Source organism: Burkholderia cepacia ATCC 25416 (genome assembly GCF_001411495.1).
GTDB lineage: Bacteria > Pseudomonadota > Gammaproteobacteria > Burkholderiales > Burkholderiaceae > Burkholderia > Burkholderia cepacia.
The window spans coordinates 3,361,043-3,381,709 of record NZ_CP012981.1 but is presented as its reverse complement, the minus strand read 5'-3'; the positions used below and the strand labels follow the sequence as shown (position 1 = coordinate 3,381,709).

Below are 20,667 nucleotides of genomic sequence, written 5' to 3'. Positions count from 1 at the left end.
ATGCGGCCAAAGTGACTTTGATCGAGGAGGATTTTGTATGGCGACACTTGACCAGATTATTCAGCAATTGCGTGCGGCGGGACATCCTGACCTGCCCGCTGGCCATCCGGTTGCGGACGGCAAACATCATCGGTACGGACCGCGCAAGAAATACTGGTATCAGTTGCGCGAGGTGGTTAGCAAGGGTGTCGTGATCGGCTACGGCGGCACCTTCGGACACTTCTCGGGCGACGATCCGGGCACCGAACGCTTCGAATGGAGCGGCGCACCGTTGAGCGAGGAAACACTCGCCGAAACCCGTCGTCGGCAGGAGGTGGCCGACCGCGAGCAGGCCGAGCGCGAGGCTCGGCAGGCAAAGCTCGCCGCGAACCGCGCGCACGATCAGTGGAGCCGTGCAGCAGAGCATGGCGAGTCCGCATACCTGGATCGCAAGCACATCACGGCAGAAGGTGTGCGCTTCGACGCGGACGGCACGATCTTCGTACCAATGTATCAGTACGGCGACGAAGCGCGCCTCGTCGGCCTGCAGAAGATCACGCCGGACGGCGCGAAACGCTTCAATAAGGGCATGGAGAAGAAGGGCGCATCGTATCTGCTCGGCGAGTTGGGTGCTGACGACCAGATCGTGCTGGTCGCAGAAGGCTACGCGACCGCGCGCTCGATCCGCATGGCAATCGACGACGCGTTCGCTGTCAATATCTGCTTCGACGCGGGCGGCATCCTCCCGGCCGTGCGCTACCTGCGTGCGACGTATCCGGATGTGCATGTGCTGGTCTGCGCCGACGACGACTGGAAGATCAAGCAGCGCATGCGCGACTGGCTCGCCGACGAGTTTGCTTTCCGTGGTGAGCTGGTGTTTGGTGCTGACCCGGTGCGGATCGAGGCGAAGAACACGTGGTACATGGTTGCCGTGTCGCGCCGTCGTGACGACAACGGCGTGCCGTACGTCGAGGTGAGCTACGGTAACGATGTGATGCCGCAGCGCCGTAAGCGCTTCGAGAACACAGGCCTGAAGCGTGCGTACGAGGCGGCAGCGACGGTCGACGACGTCAGCGTCGTCTTTCCGGTCTTCGCCAATCGCGGCGAGCGCAAGCTGACCGATTTCAACGACCTGCACGTCGAAGAGTGCATCGAAGCTGTCGAGGCGCAGGTGCAGGCGGCAATCTTGCGCGTCATCGCGCCAGCCAACGAAGAGATCCGACCGGCGACGGTCGACGTGTCGACCGCGGACGTCATGCCGACGAAAACCGCTGCGACGTCCGCTGCCGCGAAACAGCCTGAATGGGATGGCCGTGAGGCAGAGAACGGTGCGCACACGTGGGAGCAGGATCTGGCGCGGTCGGACAAGGGCACGCTGCTGCCGACGCTCGGCAACGTGCACATGATCTTGTCGAACCACAAAGCGTGGCAGGGCGTCATCGAGCAGGACGACTTCGGTGGCCGCGTGATGAAGCGCAAAGCGCCGCCGTTTCCGCAGGGTGTGAAGGGCGAGTGGACCGACATGGACGATCAGCGCTGCGCGCTTTGGTTGTCACAGCGATACGGCCTCTCGGTGCGCACCGATATCGTGATGAACGCGGTTCTGTTGGTGGCGGACGCGACCCACTTCCATGACGTGCGCGAGTACCTCGAAGGGCTGAAATGGGACGGCGTGTCGCGTGTGCGATCGATGCCGTCGACATACCTGCGCGTGGCCGACAGCGAATATGTGCAGCTCGCGTTCATGAAATGGATGATCGCCGCCGTCGCGCGCGTGATGGAGCCGGGCTGCAAGGTCGACAACGTCCTGATCCTCGAAGGCAAGCAGGGGCATCGCAAATCGACGGCGCTGAAGGTGCTGGCCGGTGCACCGTGGTTCACCGATACGCCGATCCAGATCGGCAACAAAGACACGTACGCGGTGCTGGCCGGGAAGTGGGTGATCGAGCTGGCCGAGCTGGACTCGTTGAACAAGGCCGACTCGTCGGCGGTGAAGAGCTTCTTCGCGACCGCCGTCGACCGGTTCCGCAACTTCTACGGCAAGCGTGCGACCGACGTCCCGCGTCAGTGCGTGTTCGCCGGCTCGGTCAACTTCGACACGTACCTGAAGGACGAATCGGGCAACCGACGTTACTGGCCGCTGCGTGTCGGCGGTCTCGTCGACATCGACGGCATTGTGGCCGTTCGTGAACAGCTCTGGGCGGAAGCCGTGCACCTGTATCGCTCGGGCGTCGTGTGGCACGTGGAAGAGCATGAGCGCCCGCTGTTCGAGATCGAGCAGGCGGAGCGCTACGAAGGCGACGTGTACGAAGACAAGATCGCCAAGGCCCTGGAATTCGTGTCGAGCACGACGATGGAAGAGATCCTTGCGGACATTCTGAAGCTCGACACGTCGAAGTGGACGCTGGCAGAGCAGCGCCGTATCGGCAAGGCGTTGAAGTCGCTCGGGTGGGTACGCAAGCGCGAGTCGACCGGATCGCGGGGTTGGTACTACGTGAAGGAAGAGCAGCAGCCGGAAGCGGAGCGCGAACTGGTCGCAGCGGGTGATGACGACAGTCCGCTGTGATCGTGTGGCGCGCCATGGGATCAGTCACGGCCGGCCATTGGGTTCGTCATGGCCGGCCGTGACGTCCCGTGTCCCAACGTCCCAAGGCGTTGCCTCGTGTGCGGGTGCGCAGCGCGACATGCGCGACGTGAGCGGCGCATGTCGCGCATGTCGCCGGCGCGCACCCCCACAAGCCTTATCCCTTGGGACATTGAGACATTAGGACGAGTAGGAGAGAGTGATGATCGATTTGATGGAGCGGGCAGGCATTGCAATGAGCGTTCGTGGTCAGTTCACCGACCCGATTGCCGATCCGAAAGTTACTTTGGGCGCACTCGCATTTGCGAACGATCTCGGTCGGTTGCTGGTGCGGATCAAGGCAGGGCAGGAAACGAGGCCGGCAACGATCCGCAAGGCCACGTTGCTGTTCGCGCAAATGATCCGGTTGTCAGGACGCTTTAAGCGCAACCGGTTCACGGGCCTGAATCGTGAGGAGCGCCGCGATCAGCGCGCTGGACACGAAGTCGAACGTGCGAAGGTCGATATTGTTGAGCGCTTCGCGTTGCGCGTGCTAGACGAGTGGATCAACGATCAATGCGTGCGGTGCGAAGGGCGCGGCATCGTGCGGCGCGACGGTCGTTACATCTGTCCGGATTGCGCTGGCTCGGGCAAGCGGCCGATCGACGATGCAGCACGTGCACAAGCACTCGGCATCCCACTCGATGAATATCGACGCCACTGGTCGCGGCGCTTTCACGACATGCATTCGCTGCTCGATCACGTGAATGGATCGGTGTCCGACACAATGCGCCGTCAAATGCGAGAATGAAACGTCTTTCATTCCAAGAGTAGATCGCGTAAACTTCGAACATCCGTTGCAGCATCACTGGATATTCGCTGGCACCGCGCGTTAGTCGTGCAAACCTCTCGGGACATAAGAACACATAGTGGAGCCCGTTAGGTCGTGTGGGGGCGTTCGTCCCTGCAAAATGAATTATGAAGCCCTGAGTGCGAAAGCCCTTGGGGCTTTTTGCTGTCTATTACGTGACCGTGCCGATCTCCTTCATCGGTCAGATTTGACTTTCCCATTTCCGAGTAATATATGCGACAGCTGCGGAACTTTCCGGGCTATCTCAGATAACGACACGGGGGAATAGCGTGAGATCGGCTGTTGTAGGTGCTCTGAATATTGTTATGCCTGAGCCGCATGGCCCAGAACGGTATGTCGACTTGCTCAAGAAGGCTTACAAAACCAAGCATGTTGTCAAGATTCGAGGTCAGTTTGCTGGCATCCTTGGTACGTTCGGTGATGAAGTCGGTGATGGGTTCTACTACGGTGAAGTTTTCAAGTTCTACGACCTGAAGCTTACTGGTAAGTGGCTCAACGTCCTTCAGCAGGCACCGGCGGAGGAGGATGAGCTGGCCGAGCTGCATGTGCCTGACCATCTCAAGCCAGGCCTCGAAGCGTTTCCGTTCTTGTTTCATGCTCCATCGCACCGACTGTTCTTTGTGAGCCAAGACTCTAACGAGCACCTAGGGCCGCAGGATGCGGGCAAGTACTTCAAGCAGCTGCTCAATCAGCCGCGATTGACGGAACAGTTCAAGGAAATCACTGTTACTGTCATTCCAGGTGCAGATACGCTCGACAAGATTTTCGCTTTGCCCGAGCTTCGAAAACTCCACATTGTCATTACGCCGCCGAACCCCGACGATTGGGAGGATGTGGAGCAGGACGTTAAGGAGCGAATGGCCGAGCAGAATGCAGCGACGATGGTCACGGTCCTCGTCGCAAACAAGGGCGAATCTCTCGAGCCCAATGAGCATACTCGCTTGCTTTCTGAGGTGGCGCAGGCGAACGGTTATGTGGAAGCTCGTGGGATGACCGAGATCGGGAAAGTCCAGACACTTTCTACGAAGAAGCATCCGATGTTGACTCCTGCGCTATATGATCCAAACGTGGAGACGGTTGTGACCGCGTTGAAGAATGTAGCTGCGGAGTACCTCGCCCGAATTCGCCGTTTGCGCCGACCAGCCTGAGGCTAATGCATGCTGAGTGACCTGAAGAAATCGTATCGCGGTGTACGGAACATTTTCCGGCGATACTGGAGTGCATACGGGGGATGGCGAGCGGTCCTGACTTCTCCGTATCTCCATGCTTCAGCGGTTGCCACGGCGTTACTTGCCCATCTCTGGGTAGACGGCGGATGGTGGGGTGATCCGATCGCCGTCTTGCCGACTATGGTTGGTTTTGCGATTGGCGCGTATGCGATTGTGTTGGGCTTTGGCGACGAGCGCTTTCGAAGTGTCATCATGACCCGCCGGAAGGGAAAGACGAGTCCCTTTGTCACAATCAGCGCGTCACTCGCTCATTTCATCGTCGTGCAGCTTGCTGCATTCGGCGTTGCATTAGCGGCAAAAGGACTCGACTTCCCGCTCAAGGAGACCGAGGGCGTTGGCGCGTACGTGTACTCCGTTTTCGGTTCTATCGATTTCGTACACAAATGGATATCTCCGGTCGGATACTTTTTTGGATTTCTACTGTTCATCTACGCTATCGCGACGGCTCTCGCTACAGCGATGGCAATCTTTCGGCTGACGACGATGATTGAACGGGACGAGGAACCGAAGAAGAAGGAGCCACCACGACGCCGAGTCATGAGCCGAAGACGGATGTTGGCCCGCCGTGCTCGAAATTGGCGGGTCTAAGCGGCTAGCAAGTGCGAATGAAGACCACACCCAACTATGCATATGGTGGGTGTGGTCTTTCCATTTGAACTGACAGCCGGTTGTGATGTGTCTCGATTGGCAGGGGCGTCTGCTCCTACGAAGTTAATTTGAAGCCCTGAGCGCGCAAGCCCTCGGGGCTTTTTGCATTGGGGCGCTGAAATGCGAATCGAGTCGACGAGCGCTGGACCGAGCGAGGTCTGGTCGACGTGGGATGAAGATCGAAGCATGGGGCGCGTAACCGCGCGGTGCTTCGTGTTTGACGATGCGATGGACCGTGTCGTGTGGGCAATGGACCGTGCGGGCGACGGCGTGAACGCCGATGTCGCGATCGGTGCCGGTCTGCCCATTTTTTGAGCAGGCGGGGACCCTCTGGGCATCGCCACACGCGGGGGCTCGCACCCGCGTTTTTTCTCTACTGGCGAGTCTCCATAGGGGGTCATATTCATGCCGACTCAGCATCAGATCGCTGACCATCTCGACCTTGACCAATCGGCCGTTTCGCGGTTCGTCGACAAGGTCCAGCTCGATTATCGCGCGGCGTCGATCGACGAGATCCGCATCGCCTACATTCGGCACTTGCGCGAGGTCGCGGCCGGCCGCTCCAGTGAGACCGGGATCGATCTCGTCGCCGAGCGTGCAATGACGGAGCGCGTCGATCGCGAGATCAAGCTGCTGACGCTGGCAGAGAAGAAGGGGCAGCTGGTCAATGCGGCGCAGCTCGAACAGGCGTACGGCCTGATGGTCGGCGCATTTCAAACGGAGCTGCTGTCGCTGTCCGACAAGCTGGTGCAGGAGCTGCGCACGCTATACGGCGTCGAGGTGGACGTCGAATGGTTGAACGAGCATATATATGGATGCCTTGAGCAGCTTTCTGAATACGACCCAGACAGTCCACGCGGTGATTCGCCGGATCGCGACGATGTTGCGTCCGCCGGAGCGGATTGGGACGACGGACTGGGCACGCAAACATCGTAGGTTGAGCGCGAAGGGTTCTGCCAGCCCCGGCCGGTATAACCCGAACATCACGCCGTGGGTGTTCGGCATGCACGAAGCGCTGGACGATCCGACGGTGCAGAAAATCGTGTGCATGAAGTCGGCGCAGGTCGCATGGACAGATGGCGTGCTGCTGAACTACATCGGCAAGCGGATCGACGTTGACCCGTGCCCGATGATCGTCATGTTCCCGAAAGAGAAAACGGCGAAGAAGTTCAACCTGGAGAAGTTCGAGCCGATGGTTGAGGTGACACCTCGCCTGTCGGCGAAATTGCCGGTTCATGCGGCCCGCGACAAAAACAACTTGTGGGATCACAAGACGTTCGCGCGTGGCTTCCTGAAGTTCATCACGTCGAACGCGCCGGACGAAGTGAAGTCGACGCCGGCCCCGGTCGTCGCGGTCGAGGAGCCGGACGACGCGAATACGAACGTGCGCGAGCAGGGCGACTCGATCACGCTGCTGGAGGAACGGAACAAGAGCTACTCGGCCCGGCGACGCAAGATGATCTTGGGCGGCACGCCGACCATCGACGGCCTGTCGCGCATCCAGCAGGCTTACGCGGCATCTGATCAGCGCGTGTATCTGGTGCCGTGCCCTGATTGTGACGAGGAGCATGAGCTGGCGTGGGAAAACGTCACGTGGAGCGAGGGCGCCGAAGTCGTGCATGAGGTCTACGGCCGCGCACAACCGGAGACGGCCCGTTACACCTGTCCGCATTGCGGCTCGTTGTGGGACGACGCGACGCGCATTCGCGCGGTTCGTCGCGGGCGATGGGTTGCGACGGCGCCGTTTCACGGTGTTGCCGGCTTCCGCATCAACGAGCTGGTGTCGCCGTTCCCCGGCTCCAACATGGCCGAGCTGGTCAAGAAGTGGCTGACGGCCGACAAGGCGCTGCGCGAAGGCGACGATACGAAGATGCGTTCGTTCGTGAACAACTCGCAGGGCCGGGCGTACAAGTACAAGACCGATCTGCCCGAGCTGGACGTGCTCGCGCAACGTGCGCTGTCGTACGCGGAGCTGACCGTGCCGACTGGCGGTCTGGTGTTGACGCTTGGCGTCGACGTGCAACACGACCGGCTCGCAATCGTCCTGCGCGCATGGGGTCGGGGCGAGGAAAGCTGGCTCGTTTTGTGGGGCGAGATCTACGGCAACGTGACGGAGCAGCAGCAAGACCCGATGACGGGCGGCGTATGGGGCGCGTTGACGACGCTGCTGTCGCACGCATACCGGCATGAGAATGGCTGGCTGCTGCGTGTACGTGCAGCGTCGATCGACTCGTCGGACGGTGCGACGTCGGACGCCGTATACAAGTATGTGCGCACGGCGCAGCAGGCCGGTTACAACGTCATGGCGGTCAAGGGCAGCAGCAACGTCGACGCGGAGATATTCAGCGTGCCGAAGGCATCGATCGACTCGACGCGCAACAACAGTAAGGCGGCGAAGTACGGGTTGCGCCCGTATATGGTCGGCGTGAGCCGCGCGAAGGATCTGATCCTCGAAAACCGGTTGAAGCTCGACGGCAACGGGCCGGGCCGCATGCACTGGTATAGCGGTGTGCGCAGCGACTACCTGTCGCAGCTCACGGCAGAGGTCAAGGTGCCGGGGCCGCGTGGCGGTAAGCGCGTGTGGAAGAAGATCAGCCCGCGCAACGAGGCGTTGGACTGCGAAGGCTACGCGCTGCACGCGGCCCGCAGCGTGAAAGTGCACCTGATGACCGAGGCGCACTGGCAGGTCGAGCAGCATCGCGCATCGCAGGTCTCGCTGTTCGACGCGGTCCCGGTACTGGAGGCGTTGCCGTCGGCGCTGCCCGCCGAGGTGCTTCCGGATCCGCCGGTCGAAGAGGCAGTTAGTGAGACTCCGCGGCCGTCGCCGCAGGTAGCAAAACCCACCGAAACCCCGCCCCCGAGCGGGGTTTCGCGCATTCAGGGGCGTCGTGTTGGTCGCTCGACGTACCTGAAGCGGCGCTAAACGAGGGAATGGCATGGCATACACAAAACAGGATCTGCAGAGCATCCAGTCTGCAATCGCGAAGGGCGAGCTGGAAGTCCAGTATGCCGACCGGCGCGTGAAATATCGCTCGATCGGCGAGCTGCGCGAGGCACGCACCGAGATCATTCGCGACCTGAACGGCGCGGCCGGGCGTTCGTCGATCGTCCGGATTCGTCACGCCGGCAAGGGGGTGCGATGAAGGGGGGCTTTCCGTCACTCGCGCAGCGCGGGTTCGTGGTGCCGACGCGGCTGAAGGCGGCGGCGTACGAATCGGCGAGTACGACGGGCGCGCGGGCGAAGTCGTGGCGCACGTCGGGCGCGGGACCGAATGCGGCGGCGGTGCAAAACCTGCCGCTCTTGCGGTCGCGTGCTCGTGACGCGATCCGCAACGAGTCGTGGGCAAAAGCTGTCATCGAGCGCCTTGTCTCGAACACGATCGGCACTGGCATTCAGGCGCATCCGCAGCATCCGAACGATGCAGTGCGCAAAATGCAAAAGCAACTTTGGGAGGATAGCTGCGAGGAGATCGACGCGGACGAACGGGCCGACATCGGCGGAGTACAGACGCTTGCGGGTCGAGCATTTTTCAGCGATGGCGAGGTGTTGGTGCGTCGCAGATTACGCAGTCCGAGCGATGGCTTGGCCGTTCCGATGCAGATCCAGCTACTCGAAGGCGATCTGCTGCCGGTGGAGAAGAACGAGACCGTGGCGGGCGGGGGCGAGATCATCAACGGCGTCGAGTTCGATGCGGATGGTCGGCGTGTTGCTTATCACCTGCTGCAGCGTCATCCCGGCGAGTACGGGCGGGCGTCGACGACCAACATGCAGACCGTGCGTGTGCCGGCCAACGAGATCGCGCACGTTTTTCATGCTCTTCGACCCGGCCAGGTGCGCGGCGTGCCGGTGCTGTCGACCGTGCTGCTGCGGCTCAAGTCGCTGGACAACTTCGACGATGCAGTGCTGTTTCGGCAAGAGGTCAGCAACCTCTTTGCAGGGTTCATCACGAAGCCGCCCGCCGAGCCGGGCCTCATGGGTGATCCAGTGACGGGCGCGGCAATGGAATACGACGTTGACGGCTTCTCGCCGGTCGTGTCGCTCGAACCGGGGAGCATGCAGGAGCTGGCTCCGGGCGAAAGCGTCACGTTCGCTGAGCCGCCGGGCGCAGGCACCGACTACGGGCCATTCATGCGTCAGCAACTGATGGCCGCTGCGGCGTCGGTCGGCATGCCGTACGAGGTCATGACGGGCGATCTGCGCGACGTGAGCGATCGTGTGCTGCGGGTGATCTTGAACGAGTTCCGGAGGTCGGTCGAGCAGATCCAGTGGAACGTGTTCATTCATCAGTTTTGCCGGAAGGTTTGGCGCTGGTGGGTCGACGCTTGCGCGTTGTCGGGCGCGATGCCGATGCCGGACTACTACCGACGCCGTCGCGACTATCTGCGGGTGCGATGGGTGCCGCAGGGCTGGCCGTATATCCATCCGGTGCAGGACGTCACGGCGAAGCGGATGGAGATCCGTTCCGGGCTGGCGAGCCGGACAGGTGCGGTGCTTTCGCGCGGTGATGATCCTGAGCAGGTCGACCGGGAGAATGCGGCCGATCTTGCGCGCGAGCGCCAGCTCGGGATTCGATATGACACGCTCGATCCGGTCGACGGGGCGGGCGATCTTTCTAATGGGGATGGCGAATGAAAGAGAAGAAGCGGTGGTGGGACATCCGTGCGCAGGCGAATGCGACGGGCGGCAGCGAGGTAGAGATCCGGATCTACGGCGAAATCGGATTCTGGGGCACCGACGCCGAGATGTTCGCCGCGAAGCTCGATGAGGTGGCATCGACAGCGACATCGATCGTCGTCGCGATCAACTCGCTGGGTGGCGACGTGTTCGACGCGTTCGCGATCTACAACGCCGTGCGCCGGTACGCCGGCAAGGTGACGGGGCGTGTCGATGGCGTGGCTGCGTCGGCAGCATCGCTGATCCTGATGGCATGCGACACGATCGAGATGCCGTCGAACGCGAGGCTCATGATTCACAACCCTCATACGTTCGCGGCTGGTGAGGCCGGCGATCTACGCAGCCTTGCGGATCTGTTGGACAGTACGTCCGACAGCATGTTGGCGGCCTACGTCGAGCGCAGCGGCCGCACCGCAGAAGAGGTCCGCGCGATCATGGATGCTGAGACCTGGCTCACGGCGGCGCAAGCGAAGGAGCAAGGGTTTTGCGACGCGATCGTCGACCCGGTCCGCATTGCCGCATACGCGGGCGCAGCCCGGCACGCGGCTCGCTTCTCGTCGGTGCCGGCCGAAATCATGGCGGCACTGGAGGGCGACGGCGAGGTTCCGCCGGTCGATCCTGCGCCGCAGCCGCAGCCGCAGCCGCAGCCGCAGCCGCCGGCAGCGCCGGACGTCACGGCGCTCGCGTCGCATGTGTACGCGTCATGTCGTGAGGCGCGGATCGAGCACTGCGCCGAAGGCATCGTGCTGGCGACCGGCCTGCGCGATCGTGCGACCGTCGACGCGGCGATCGGCAATGCACAGGACATTGCGGGTATCTGTCTGGCCGCGAGCCTGACCGAGCTGACGGCCGGCTTTGTCTCGGATGGTCTGTCGCCGGATCAGGTCCGAGCGCGGCTGTTCGAGCGCATGACGGCCTCGCAGAAGCCGATCAACCATCGTGCTGCCCCGGTTGTGTCGCAAGACGCGCCCGTGGTCGCGAATGCGCCGCGTGCGGCGTCCATCTACGCGGCTCGCAAGAGCGGCAAGTAACTTTGACGTAACCCGAGGAGGGGAAAACTCATGTCGAACTGGAAAGTACAGGCCGCTCTGACGGCGGAATTTCTCGTGTCGGAGGGCAACGGCCAGATCTCGCGCGAGCGGATCGTCGTGAAGGCAGGCGCTGCACTGCCGGCCGGGCAGGTGCTCGGCGTAACCAGTACCGGCGAATACGCGCCGTACGACAACGCCGCGAACGACGGTTCCGAAGTCGCAGCAGCCGTGCTCTACGCGCCGCTGGCGGCGTCCGACGCGTCGCGCCCGGCGACGGGGATCGTCCGGCTTGCCGAAGTCGCGGGCGGCCTGCTGACGGGACTCGATGCAGCCGGTCGAGGGGATCTCGCCGAGCGGCACGTGATCGTTCGCTGATCACATCACACCCCATTCAAGGCCACGCCGACCGCGTGGCCTTTTTTGTATCCATTTTCATGTCGGAGGTTGTATGGCGGATATCGCCCTGTTTCAAGACGATGCGTTCTCGCTGTCGTCCCTGAGTGCTGCGATCAACGATCAGCCGTATGTTCCCGGCCGGATCGGCACGCTCGGCCTGTTCGAAGAGGACGGCATCACGACGACGACGATCCAGATCGAGCGCGACGGCGACACGCTCGCACTCGTCGCGGCGGGCGAGCGCGGTTCGCCGGCAGGCGTTGTCGTTGGCAGCAAGCGCAAGATGATCCCGTTCAATACGGTGCATCTGCCGCAGCGCGCAGTGATCAAGGCGGACGAGATCCAGAATTTGCGCGCATTCGGTTCCGAGACCGAGCTGGAGGCGCTGCAGACCGTCGTGAATCGCCGGCTCGCGAAGATGCGCCGCCAGCTCGACGCGACGCACGAATTCCACCGTATCGGCGCGATCAAGGGCGCAGTTCTGGATGCGGACGGCAAGACGGTGCTGATCGACCTGCTCCAGTATTTCGGCATCGAGCAGACGGTGATCCCGTTCGAGCTGGGCAAGGCCGACACCGAGATCCGCGTGAAGTGCGTCGACGTGCAGGACGCGATCGAAGATGCGCTGGGCGCGACGACGTACACGGGCGTGCGCGTACTCTGCGGCCGATCGTTCTGGAACAAGCTGATCGTCGCGAAGACCGTGAAGGAGACGTACCTTGCGACCGCGATGGCGGCGTCGCTGCGTGGCGACGCGCGCGATGCGTTCGACTTCGGCGGTTGCACGTTCGAGCGCTATCGCGGTCGCGTCGGCGATGTTGGCTACGTCGCGGACGACGAAGCGCACGCGATTCCCGAAGGTGTGCCGGACCTGTTCATCACGCGCTTCGCGCCGGCTGACTACGTCGAGGCAGTCAACACGACGGGTATTCCGTACTACGCGAAGCAGGAACTGATGGACTTCGGAAAGGGCGTCGAGATCGAGGCGCAGTCGAACCCGATCCACCTGTGCACGCGCCCGAAAGCGCTGGTCAAGCTGAAGGCGTGACATGGCGTTCCGGGATCTGATGGTCGACGTCGATACGGCCGTGAAGCGAGACCTGTCGGACGAGGTCAAGATCGATGGCAAGCCGCTGCAAGGCATGTTCAAGGCGCCGTGGCTCGGCCCTGATCTCGGAACGCAACGCACGCAGCTCGTTGCGCCGATCCTCGACATCACGGACGACGACGCGGCACGCGTGCGTGAGGGCAGCATCGTCGAAGCGGGTGGCGAACGGTTCCGCGTTTTGGAGGTCCGCCCGGCTGGCACGGGCTGGACGATCCTGATTCTGAGGTGATGATGGATCTGCTGAAGGTCGAGATCGACGTACGGGGGGCGCTCGAAGCGCTCGCGGGCCTGCCGCCTGCTGCAATGCAGGCGGCATGGCGTCGGACGCTGCGCAAGACAGGCGCGTGGATTCGGAGTCAGACGGCGAAAGAGGTCAGCGGCGCGACGGGCATTCAGCAGAAGCTGCTGCGGCAGCGGATGTACTTCTTCATGCGCTCGCTCGACACGGGCAAGGTGTGGCTTGGGTTGAACCCGCTCGAGGCGCATCGGCTCGGCGCTGTTCGGCGCACGAAGAAGGGGATGCGCGCCGGCAAATCGCTGTTCGAGGGCGCGTGGCGCAAGACCAAGGCGCAGCCGGACGGCGCGATCTACCGTCGCACCGGAAAGGCGCGAACGCCGTTCGAAGTGGTGACGGTCGAATGGTCGCGGACCGGCGATCCGGCATTTCGAAGCGCTGCGCGTGTGTGCGAGGCGCGGCTGATGACGGTGCTGCGGCAAGAGGTCAACTACGAAATCCAGAAGGCGGCGAATCGTGCTCGATAACCTGAAACAACTTCACGACGGCATCGAGGCCGGCCTGCGTGCGCGCTTGCCCGATCTCGAACGTATCCACGCGTACCCGAAGATCGGCAAGTCAATCGAAACGCCGTTCGTCGCGGTCGAGCTGGCGGAGCTGGAGCCGGGGCACGACGACGGAACGGGCCGAGTGCCGCTGATCGCGCGCATGCAGGCCCGCGTGATCGTCGACCCGCTGGTGGAGGATGCCGAGGTCCAGGTGCGCGAGTTGTCCGCGCGCGTGCTGCAAACGGTGCACGGGGCGACGTGGGGGCTGCCGATGACGCCCGGCAAACAGGTCGGGTCGGCGGGCGAAGATCCGTTCCGGCCCGAACTGGATACGTATCTCGTTTGGCTCGTCGAGTGGGTGCACGAATTTGACCTGGGCGACGCGTACGAACCGCCGACGAAGGGGCGTGCGGTGTTGTGGGGTGTCGATCCGGAGACGGGGCCGGGGCACGAAGACCATTACTGGAATCCGGTGGAGCAGGGAGCGGGGTGACGTGTGAGCGACTTCGAGCTTGGCGAGATGGATCGCCGCATGGCGTGCCTGACGCAGACTGCGGTCGTGGAGGCGATCACGTACGATCCGCCGCGCGTGAAAGTGCGTGTCGGCGATTGGGTCAGCGACTGGCTCAAATGGCAGGCCGGTGCCGCCGGCAAGGTTCGGCATTGGCGTCCGCCGTCCGTTGACGAGGAGGTTGCCCTGTGGGCACCGTCCGGCGATCTCGCGGGTGCGTTCGTCGCGCCCGGCTACTACACAGAGCAGCACGGCGGGTCTGGACGATCGAGTCCCGACGAGACCGCCACCGACTTCCCGGACGGTGCGTACGAGCAGTACAACCATGCGAGCCATGAATACGTGCTGTCAGTGCCTGCCGGTGGTCGGATCGTGTTCCGCATCGGCGGGACTGAGTTCGAGCTGAAGGCGGACGGCGCGACGCTGCGCAGTGCGAAGCTGCTGGCGGACGTTCCGGATTCGACGTTCACGGGTAACACGACGACCGAGAAAATGCTCACGTTCAACGGTGGCATGCAGGGCAAGCCGGGCGAGGGTGGCGGTGTCGCGATGAAGATCGCGGGCAGTGCGGACTATACAGGTGACGTTACGGCCGGCGGTAAGTCGCTCACGAAGCACAGGCACCGTGAGCAGGGCGACGGCGAGTTGGTCGGCCCGCCAGTGTGAGCACAGCAAAGTAACTTTTGACCCCGCCCGTGCGGGGTTTTTCGTTTGTGGGGGTGGTGATGGCGAAAGACGAACAGCAAGGCGGGGCGGTGGCACCCGTGACATTCATCGATACCGAGTTCCGCAGCCGCGTGATCGTGTTTCCGGACGGCTCGCACGTTGCCGTGCTGGCCGGCAAAACGGAAGTGACGGAGCCTGAGCATATCGCGTATCTCGAATCGCGCGGGTGCTTCAAGCGCATTCCGACGAAGGCGCAGTGATGGTCGCGCTGGTCGGTATGTGTCGCCGTACGGGCCGACTGATCGGCGGTCTGGATCATCTTGTGCAGAGCATCGCGGACATTCTCAGCACGCGCAAGGGAACCCGCCGCGAGCGACCCGATTACGGCTCGGATCTCCCTGCGATGGTTGACCTGCCCGTCACACGCGGATGGATCTCGGCCGCGCAGGCGGAAGCCGCGCGTGCGATCGGACGGTGGGAGCCGCGTATTGCGCTCGATAGCGTGAAGGCACTGTCTGTCGTGGACGGCAAAGTAACTTTTAGGATCGCCGGCCAATACAACGGCGACGATGTTGTATTCGAGGTGACGATATGACAGTGATCGATCTGTCGGCGCTTGATCCACCGGATCTCGTCGAAACGCTCGACTTCGAGGAGGTGTACCAGCGCAAGCTCGAACACTTCAAGAGCATCTATCCGGATTGGACGGCTGCGCTGGAATCCGATCCGGTCGTCAAGTTGATCGAGCTGGCGGCATACGACGACATACGGTTTCGGGCGCGTGTCAACGATGCAGCCCGAGCCGTGTTGCTGGCGTATTCGACGGGCGCGGATCTTGAACACCTCGCGGTGCTCTGGAATTTGCAGCGGGAGACAGTCGATCCCGGTGCTCCGGAGGCGCATCCGCCTGTCCCCGCGACAGTCGAGCGCGACGAGCGGCTGCGATTGCGTACGCAGATGGGTATCGAGCGTTCGTCAACGGCGGGGCCATTCGGTGCATATCGGTCGATGGCGATGGATGCATCGCCGGATGTCGCCGATGTGCGAGTCGATCGACCGGAGGGCGGTGTCGTTCGCGTCGTGGTGAAGTCGTACTCGAACGGTGGCGTTGCCAGTGCCGCGTTGCTCGACACGGTCCGCCGAGCGCTCTCTCCCGAAGATCGTCGGCCGCTCAATGACACGCTGCTCGTTGTGCCGGCCCGGCCGGTCGAATACTCGATCCTCGCCGACGTGTACATCGGGCGCGGGCCAGATCCGGGCGTCGTGCTTGCTGCGCGACGGCAGGATCTGGATATCGCAGTCGCTGCGGGCGAAGCGCTACGGGTTGGCATGCCTCGCTCGGCCGTAACCGGGGCACTGCATCCCAAAGCGTCGGGTGTCGTGCGTGTCGATCTGAAGGCCCCTATGGCTGACGTGGTGTGTGCGATCGATCAGTTCGCCCGGTGTACGGCGATCGTGCTCAATCCGAAGGTGAACGATGACGACTGAAGCACTACTGCCGACGAACCAGACGAGTCTAGAAGCGGCGCTCGCGCAGGTGATGCGGCCGTCTGTCGATCCGAACGTGATCCGCACGCTCTGGGATGCGGATCGCTGCCCCGCCGCTTTCCTGCCGTGGCTCGCGTGGTCGCTCGCAGTCGACGGATGGGAGCTGGCGGAGTCCGAAGAGGCGCGACGCGCGCTGATCAAGTCGTCTCTGGCGATCTATCAAAAGAAGGGCACGCCGTGGGCGATCCGCGAGATCGTTCGCCGTCTCGGGTTCGGCGAGATCGACATTCAGGAGGGACGACAGATCAAGCGGCGAGACGGTTCGGCGAAGCGCGACGGTCGATATCTGCACGGCGGATCGACTGCATGGGCCGAGTACATCGTGAAGCTGCGGCGGCCGGTGACGCGAGATCAGGGCGAGAACCTGAAGCGAGCGATCGAGCGTTACGCGCCGGCTCGCAGTCGGCTCGCGTGGCTCGATTTTTCTGAGGTTGCGATCCGACACAACGGTGTCGCGACACGCAATGGTCAATTTACGCGAGGGGTGATCGGTACATGGCCAATCTGAAGGAAGAAAGTAAGTGGGAGGACGGGGTCTACCAGTTCGAAACGTCGGACCCCGTACAGGGTGGTCCTGATGGGATCGACAACGTGCCGACAAAGCAACTTGCGAATCGGACGCGGCACCTCAAAGACCGGGCGGATGGCAACGACAAGCGGGTCGGCGAAGTCAGTGCGCAGGTCGAAGCGCTCGGCAAGCGAACCGACGCACTCGGAAACGACAAGCTGCCGTACACGGGCGGCACGTTGAAGGGAGTGCTTCGCGGGAAGGTCGGCGCAATCACGCCGAATAACGCAAACAACGCTGGGTTCGGGTTTGAGAACGATCCTGACACGGGTATGTTTTCGCCGAGCGACGGATACCTTCAGATCGGCGCACAAGGCGTTCCGCACCTGGAGATTCGGGGCGATAACTGCCTTGTTGGGCCGGCCGCCGCGAATGGTTGGCTCGCTCTGATCGCGGGCGGTGCCGAGCGGATGCGTGTCACTCGCGAGGGGCGCGTGCTTTTGGGGACTGGAGTTGACCCTGTAATACCGGACACAGCCTCACACTAAGGTTGCTGAATCCATCGAGCGCCGGAACTCGCGAGGCGAGCGGTATTTCAGCGCGCTATGGGGATGCTTCTCGTTGTAATGCTCGAACGCGATGGCCAGATTGCGTGCAGCAGTCGCTGCGTCCGGCTTCGGCATGAAGGCGACGTAGTCGCGTTTCATCGTCTTCACGAAGCTCTCGGCCATCCCATTACTTTGCGGGCTGCATACCGGCGTGGTCAATGGCTTCAGGCCGATGGCCACTGCGAACCGACGCGTGTCGTCGGCTGTGTAGCCCGAACCGTTGTCGCTCAGCCACTCGATTTCGGACGGCGTATGCAGCTCGATGCCAAACCGATTTTCCACTGCAGCCAGCATCACGTCGCGCACGATGTCGCCGCTGTGGCCTGCCGTCGTAGCCGCCCAGCTCATCGCCTCACGGTCACAGCAATCCAGCGCGAACGTTACGCGCAGCGGCTCGCCGTTGTCGCAGCAGAATTCGAAGCCGTCCGAGCACCATCGCTGATTGCTGCGCTCGACGGCTACCTTGCCGTCGTGTCGACGTTGGGGCCGAGGTGGAATCGGTCGGCGCTGCATCAGCAGCCCATGTGTGCGCATGACGCGATAGATTCGCTTGGCATTAAACGGCGCCAGTCCGACCGCAACGCGCTCGTTGCGCAAGATGCCCCAAACCCGGCGATAGCCATAGCTGGGCAAATCGCCAATGACCCGGCGGATCTCCTCGACCGCGTCCGCGTCGTCACTCTGCCTCGATTGACGGCCATCGCGCCACGTCGCCGGACGCGACAGTCGTGCCGATACGTTCGAGCGCGACACGCCGAGAACTTCACAAACCAGTTTCACTGGTCGTCCTCCGGCAGCGAGGGCGAGTGCGCTATCCATTTTTTTGCCCGGCCGTACTCGACTGCTTCGCGGAGAATCTCGTTCTCCATGGTCTTCTTGCCGAGCATCCGTTGCAACTCACGAATCTGCTTGAGTGCATCGGCCAGTTCCGAGGCCGGGACTACTTCCTCGCCGGCCTTGACCGCTGACAGGCTCCCATCCTGGTACAGCTTGCGCCAGTGGAACAGTTGGTTCGGATTCACGCCGTGCTGGCGCGCGACCATCGAAACCGATTTCCCCGGCTCAAAACTCTCGCGAACCATCGCCAGCTTCTGCTCCGCCGTCCAGCGCCGCCGACGCTCCGGGCCCGTCAACACTTCCATCACTTCCTGCCTAGTGTTAGTCAAAAACACAGTCCTATGCCTACCCGTTATTGTAAGTGGGTGACTGTGTCCGGCGTTTCAGGGGGCTGCTCCAGGGACGACGGCCGACAACGCGCGCGATGGCTTTCAAGTCGCGTATCGGACGTCGTTCGCAAATGGCGTCCGTTCTAGCGGGATGGACCTCGACGGCACGCTTGGAGGCCAGTACCGAGCGACGTCGGCGAACTACGGTGTCATGTTTCGCAATGACGATCGGGACTTCTACCTGCTTCAGACAAAGAAGGGCGATCCGCTTGGACCGTGGAATGAATTCCGGCCGATCTTGTGGAATCTCGAAAGCGGCTTTTTGCGGCTTGATGACACGGGATGCGGAACGTCAATCGGCGGGTCGGTCGAAATGCGTGGAGACCTTACGTTGAAGCCTTCGTGGGGCGAAGGCCGGCTTCGCTTTGGCGCGGTTGACGGCTATTTCTACGCGAATGCCGACAACGTCGGGTGGTATTCGGCAACGAAAGGCTCGTTTCAGTATTTCTTCGGCAGTCGGACATTTTGTATCGATGGCAAACCGGTTTACCACACGGGCAATCTGACGCCGCTCGACCTGAACAACGGAGGGACGCTTAAAGGGGCGCTCTGGCTTGCCGCCGGCGCTCGGATTTTCCTCTCGGAAGGCACGCCGCAGAATCCGTCGTTGACGTTCGACAAGGACGGTGCTCCGGATACTGGTCTGTATCACATCGGTGACGGCGCTTTCGGCGTCACGTGTAACGGGATCGTCACCGCGCGATTCACTGCCGACAAGGGCACGATCTTTGATCGACCTGTGCAGGTGCCTACGCCCGCCGCTGGAGATAAGTCGGGAAGTGTCGCGTCGACGGCGTTTGTCGTCGATGCGATCGCGTCGGCGTCGATCGGCCAGATCATTTTCGAGGTGCGAAACAGTGTGCGGGCGGGTTGCCTGAAGCTGGACGGAGCGTTACTCAAGCGAGCCGATTATCCGCAGCTCTGGGCGTACGCTCAGGCAAGCGGTGCGCTCGCAACGGAGAAGGACTGGGCCGCTGGTTGGTGGGGGTGCTTCTCGATCGGCGACGGGGAGACGACGTTCCGCATCCCCGAGTTTCGCGGCGAAGGTGTCCGGTGTGCTGACGGTGGGCGGGGTGTTGATTCTGGTCGCGGTGTCGGTTCGTGGCAGGACAGCCAAAACCGCTCCCACTCGCACGGCGCCTCGTCTGGTGCCGCTGGAGATCACACACATACCGCTTGGACTGATGCGGCCGGCTGGCACGGACACAACGTTACGCAGCAGCCTCACTCGCACGGGTTTGGTCTCGGGTCGAACGGTGCGTATTCGACGAGCACCGGGCGCGGGTACGGCATGGACAACGGTCGTGCGAACAACTTGGGAACGGATGGCGCAACGATCCCTATCGGCATCGACGGAAATGGACAGCATACGCACGCAGTCGGTATCGGTGGTGTTGGTGGTCACTCGCATGCAATCAGCGTTGCCGCTGACGGGGGCACCGAAGCGCGCATGCGCAACATCGCAGTGCTTGCCATGATCCGCGCATATTAATTCGTGAGGTAGAACATGCTTTGCAATCAATACGACAGTTTGACCGGGCAGTACATCGTAAGCTTTCTTGCCGATGTCGATCCGATGAATTCGAGCCGCTATCTGGTTCCCGCGTTCTGCACGCTGGAACCGCTGCCCGAACGTGCGCCGCGCACCTGGCCGTTCTGGCGTGATGAAAAATGGGAAATGCTGCCCGACTATCGCGGCGTGCGCCTCTATCGAACCGAGTCCGGTCTCGCGGCGGAAATTACCGTGGCCGGTGTGACGCCGGACGACGCTGGCCTGACTGAAGAGCCGCGCCCATCCGATACGCACGTATGGCGGGACGGGGCGTGGGTTGTCGACGAGAAGATCGTCGCGGACCGGGCGCGCGAGTCAGCGATGAATGACTTTTTCGCGCGGCTGGAAAAGGCTCGTCAGCAGAATCGCGGCAAGGCGGATGCTCGGATGACGGGGCGACTGTCGGATCTCGAAGAGGCGATGTTCGACGCATGGGCCGATTATCAGGTCGCGCTGGTGAATGTTGTCGAGTCACCGACGTTCCCGGCGCGGATTGCGTGGCCTGCCGAACCTGATCCAGCCGCGATTCTCGCGAAGGTTGAGGCCGAGCGTGCAGCGAAAGCGAAGCGCGAAGCGGAGGAGGCTGCGCAGCGGGCGGCTGCTGAGAAGCAGGCCGAAGAGGATCGCGCTGCGGCCGAGGCGGAAATGCAGCGTCGAGCGGAGGTGGCGGCAACAACCGACGCCGCCCCCGAGCCGGAGCAACCGAAGGCGTCCGATACGTCCGTCAAAAAGTAACTTTGCCGACGCCGCATGTGTTGCCGGCGT

23 protein-coding genes are annotated in these 20,667 nt (G+C 62.5%); 22 read left to right on the top strand and 1 reads right to left on the bottom strand.

Annotated elements, in window-relative coordinates; genetic code table 11:
* Positions 1-37: 37 nt before the first annotated feature.
* The 20 genes from APZ15_RS15640 to APZ15_RS15545 all read left to right on the top strand — a co-directional run bounded on the left by APZ15_RS15640 (position 38) and on the right by APZ15_RS15545 (position 17,064).
* Positions 38-2,545, top strand: coding sequence for a VapE domain-containing protein (locus APZ15_RS15640; RefSeq protein WP_027787002.1), 2,508 nt, complete (start codon positions 38-40; stop codon positions 2,543-2,545).
* Positions 2,546-2,765: 220 nt separating this feature from the next.
* Positions 2,766-3,353: a hypothetical protein gene (locus APZ15_RS15635; protein ID WP_027787003.1), complete on the top strand. Its 588-nt coding sequence runs from the start codon at positions 2,766-2,768 to the stop codon at positions 3,351-3,353.
* 329 nt (positions 3,354-3,682) lie between these two features.
* The gene (locus APZ15_RS15630; protein ID WP_464153595.1) at positions 3,683-4,561 is read left to right on the top strand and encodes a DUF4747 family protein; all 879 of its coding nucleotides are present in this window, start codon (positions 3,683-3,685) and stop codon (positions 4,559-4,561) included.
* A 9-nt stretch (positions 4,562-4,570) separates the two neighbouring features.
* The gene (locus APZ15_RS42010; protein ID WP_174543642.1) at positions 4,571-5,230 is read left to right on the top strand and encodes a hypothetical protein; all 660 of its coding nucleotides are present in this window, start codon (positions 4,571-4,573) and stop codon (positions 5,228-5,230) included.
* A gap of 465 nt (positions 5,231-5,695) precedes the next feature.
* Entirely contained in the window at positions 5,696-6,226 is a 531-nt protein-coding gene (locus tag APZ15_RS42005; RefSeq protein ID WP_172535148.1) for a MarR family transcriptional regulator, read from the top strand.
* The gene (locus tag APZ15_RS15615) at positions 6,171-8,213 is read left to right on the top strand and encodes a phage terminase large subunit family protein (RefSeq protein ID WP_319002094.1); all 2,043 of its coding nucleotides are present in this window, start codon (positions 6,171-6,173) and stop codon (positions 8,211-8,213) included. The genes APZ15_RS42005 and APZ15_RS15615 overlap by 56 nt, the downstream gene beginning before the upstream one ends.
* 13 nt (positions 8,214-8,226) lie before the next feature.
* Positions 8,227-8,433 (top strand): phage head-tail joining protein, encoded by a 207-nt coding sequence (locus tag APZ15_RS15610; RefSeq protein ID WP_027787007.1) that lies wholly within the window; start codon positions 8,227-8,229, stop codon positions 8,431-8,433.
* Positions 8,430-9,923 carry a phage portal protein gene (locus APZ15_RS15605; protein WP_027787008.1) on the top strand — a complete coding sequence of 498 codons (1,494 nt, stop codon included), beginning with the start codon at positions 8,430-8,432 and terminating at the stop codon, positions 9,921-9,923. Before APZ15_RS15610 ends, APZ15_RS15605 begins: the two co-directional genes overlap by 4 nt.
* Positions 9,920-10,996: a head maturation protease, ClpP-related gene (locus APZ15_RS15600; protein ID WP_027787009.1), complete on the top strand. Its 1,077-nt coding sequence runs from the start codon at positions 9,920-9,922 to the stop codon at positions 10,994-10,996. The genes APZ15_RS15605 and APZ15_RS15600 overlap by 4 nt, the downstream gene beginning before the upstream one ends.
* Positions 10,997-11,026: 30 nt before the next feature.
* Entirely contained in the window at positions 11,027-11,371 is a 345-nt protein-coding gene (locus APZ15_RS15595) for a head decoration protein (RefSeq protein WP_027787010.1), read from the top strand.
* A 73-nt stretch (positions 11,372-11,444) separates the two neighbouring features.
* Positions 11,445-12,440, top strand: coding sequence for a major capsid protein (locus APZ15_RS15590; protein ID WP_027787011.1), 996 nt, complete (start codon positions 11,445-11,447; stop codon positions 12,438-12,440).
* A gap of 1 nt (position 12,441) precedes the next feature.
* Positions 12,442-12,729 carry a head-tail joining protein gene (locus tag APZ15_RS15585; protein WP_027787012.1) on the top strand — a complete coding sequence of 96 codons (288 nt, stop codon included), beginning with the start codon at positions 12,442-12,444 and terminating at the stop codon, positions 12,727-12,729.
* Positions 12,730-12,731: 2 nt separating this feature from the next.
* Positions 12,732-13,262, top strand: coding sequence for a phage tail protein (locus APZ15_RS15580; RefSeq protein ID WP_027787013.1), 531 nt, complete (start codon positions 12,732-12,734; stop codon positions 13,260-13,262).
* Positions 13,252-13,776, top strand: a complete 525-nt coding sequence (locus APZ15_RS15575) for a hypothetical protein (protein ID WP_027787014.1) — start codon at positions 13,252-13,254, stop codon at positions 13,774-13,776. Before APZ15_RS15580 ends, APZ15_RS15575 begins: the two co-directional genes overlap by 11 nt.
* A gap of 3 nt (positions 13,777-13,779) precedes the next feature.
* The gene (locus APZ15_RS15570) at positions 13,780-14,460 is read left to right on the top strand and encodes a phage baseplate assembly protein V (protein WP_027787015.1); all 681 of its coding nucleotides are present in this window, start codon (positions 13,780-13,782) and stop codon (positions 14,458-14,460) included.
* Positions 14,461-14,477: 17 nt separating this feature from the next.
* The gene (locus tag APZ15_RS15565) at positions 14,478-14,720 is read left to right on the top strand and encodes a hypothetical protein (protein ID WP_226153362.1); all 243 of its coding nucleotides are present in this window, start codon (positions 14,478-14,480) and stop codon (positions 14,718-14,720) included.
* Positions 14,720-15,055 carry a GPW/gp25 family protein gene (locus APZ15_RS15560; RefSeq protein WP_034195754.1) on the top strand — a complete coding sequence of 112 codons (336 nt, stop codon included), beginning with the start codon at positions 14,720-14,722 and terminating at the stop codon, positions 15,053-15,055. Before APZ15_RS15565 ends, APZ15_RS15560 begins: the two co-directional genes overlap by 1 nt.
* Positions 15,052-15,948, top strand: coding sequence for a baseplate assembly protein (locus APZ15_RS15555; RefSeq protein ID WP_027787018.1), 897 nt, complete (start codon positions 15,052-15,054; stop codon positions 15,946-15,948). Before APZ15_RS15560 ends, APZ15_RS15555 begins: the two co-directional genes overlap by 4 nt.
* Complete coding sequence (locus APZ15_RS15550; protein WP_034195755.1) at positions 15,938-16,516, top strand: phage tail protein I; 579 nt, start codon at positions 15,938-15,940, stop codon at positions 16,514-16,516. Before APZ15_RS15555 ends, APZ15_RS15550 begins: the two co-directional genes overlap by 11 nt.
* Complete coding sequence (locus APZ15_RS15545; protein WP_027787020.1) at positions 16,504-17,064, top strand: hypothetical protein; 561 nt, start codon at positions 16,504-16,506, stop codon at positions 17,062-17,064. Before APZ15_RS15550 ends, APZ15_RS15545 begins: the two co-directional genes overlap by 13 nt.
* Here APZ15_RS15545 and APZ15_RS15540 read toward each other — a convergent pair.
* Positions 17,056-18,266, bottom strand: a protein-coding gene (locus tag APZ15_RS15540; RefSeq protein ID WP_088611304.1) for an IS3-like element ISBcen6 family transposase whose coding sequence is annotated in 2 segments (ribosomal slippage) — positions 17,056-17,951 and positions 17,951-18,266 — 1,212 coding nt in all. Because the reading frame shifts where the segments join, the coding sequence is not laid out codon by codon here. The two genes, APZ15_RS15545 and APZ15_RS15540, sit on opposite strands and share 9 nt — an antisense overlap.
* Positions 18,267-18,441: 175 nt before the next feature.
* Between APZ15_RS15540 and APZ15_RS15530 the strand changes: the two genes are divergently transcribed.
* Both APZ15_RS15530 and APZ15_RS15525 read left to right on the top strand, forming a co-directional pair.
* Positions 18,442-19,842, top strand: coding sequence for a phage tail protein (locus tag APZ15_RS15530; RefSeq protein ID WP_174543632.1), 1,401 nt, complete (start codon positions 18,442-18,444; stop codon positions 19,840-19,842).
* 15 nt (positions 19,843-19,857) lie between these two features.
* Positions 19,858-20,637 (top strand): tail fiber assembly protein, encoded by a 780-nt coding sequence (locus tag APZ15_RS15525; protein WP_027787024.1) that lies wholly within the window; start codon positions 19,858-19,860, stop codon positions 20,635-20,637.
* Positions 20,638-20,667 lie beyond the last annotated feature (30 nt).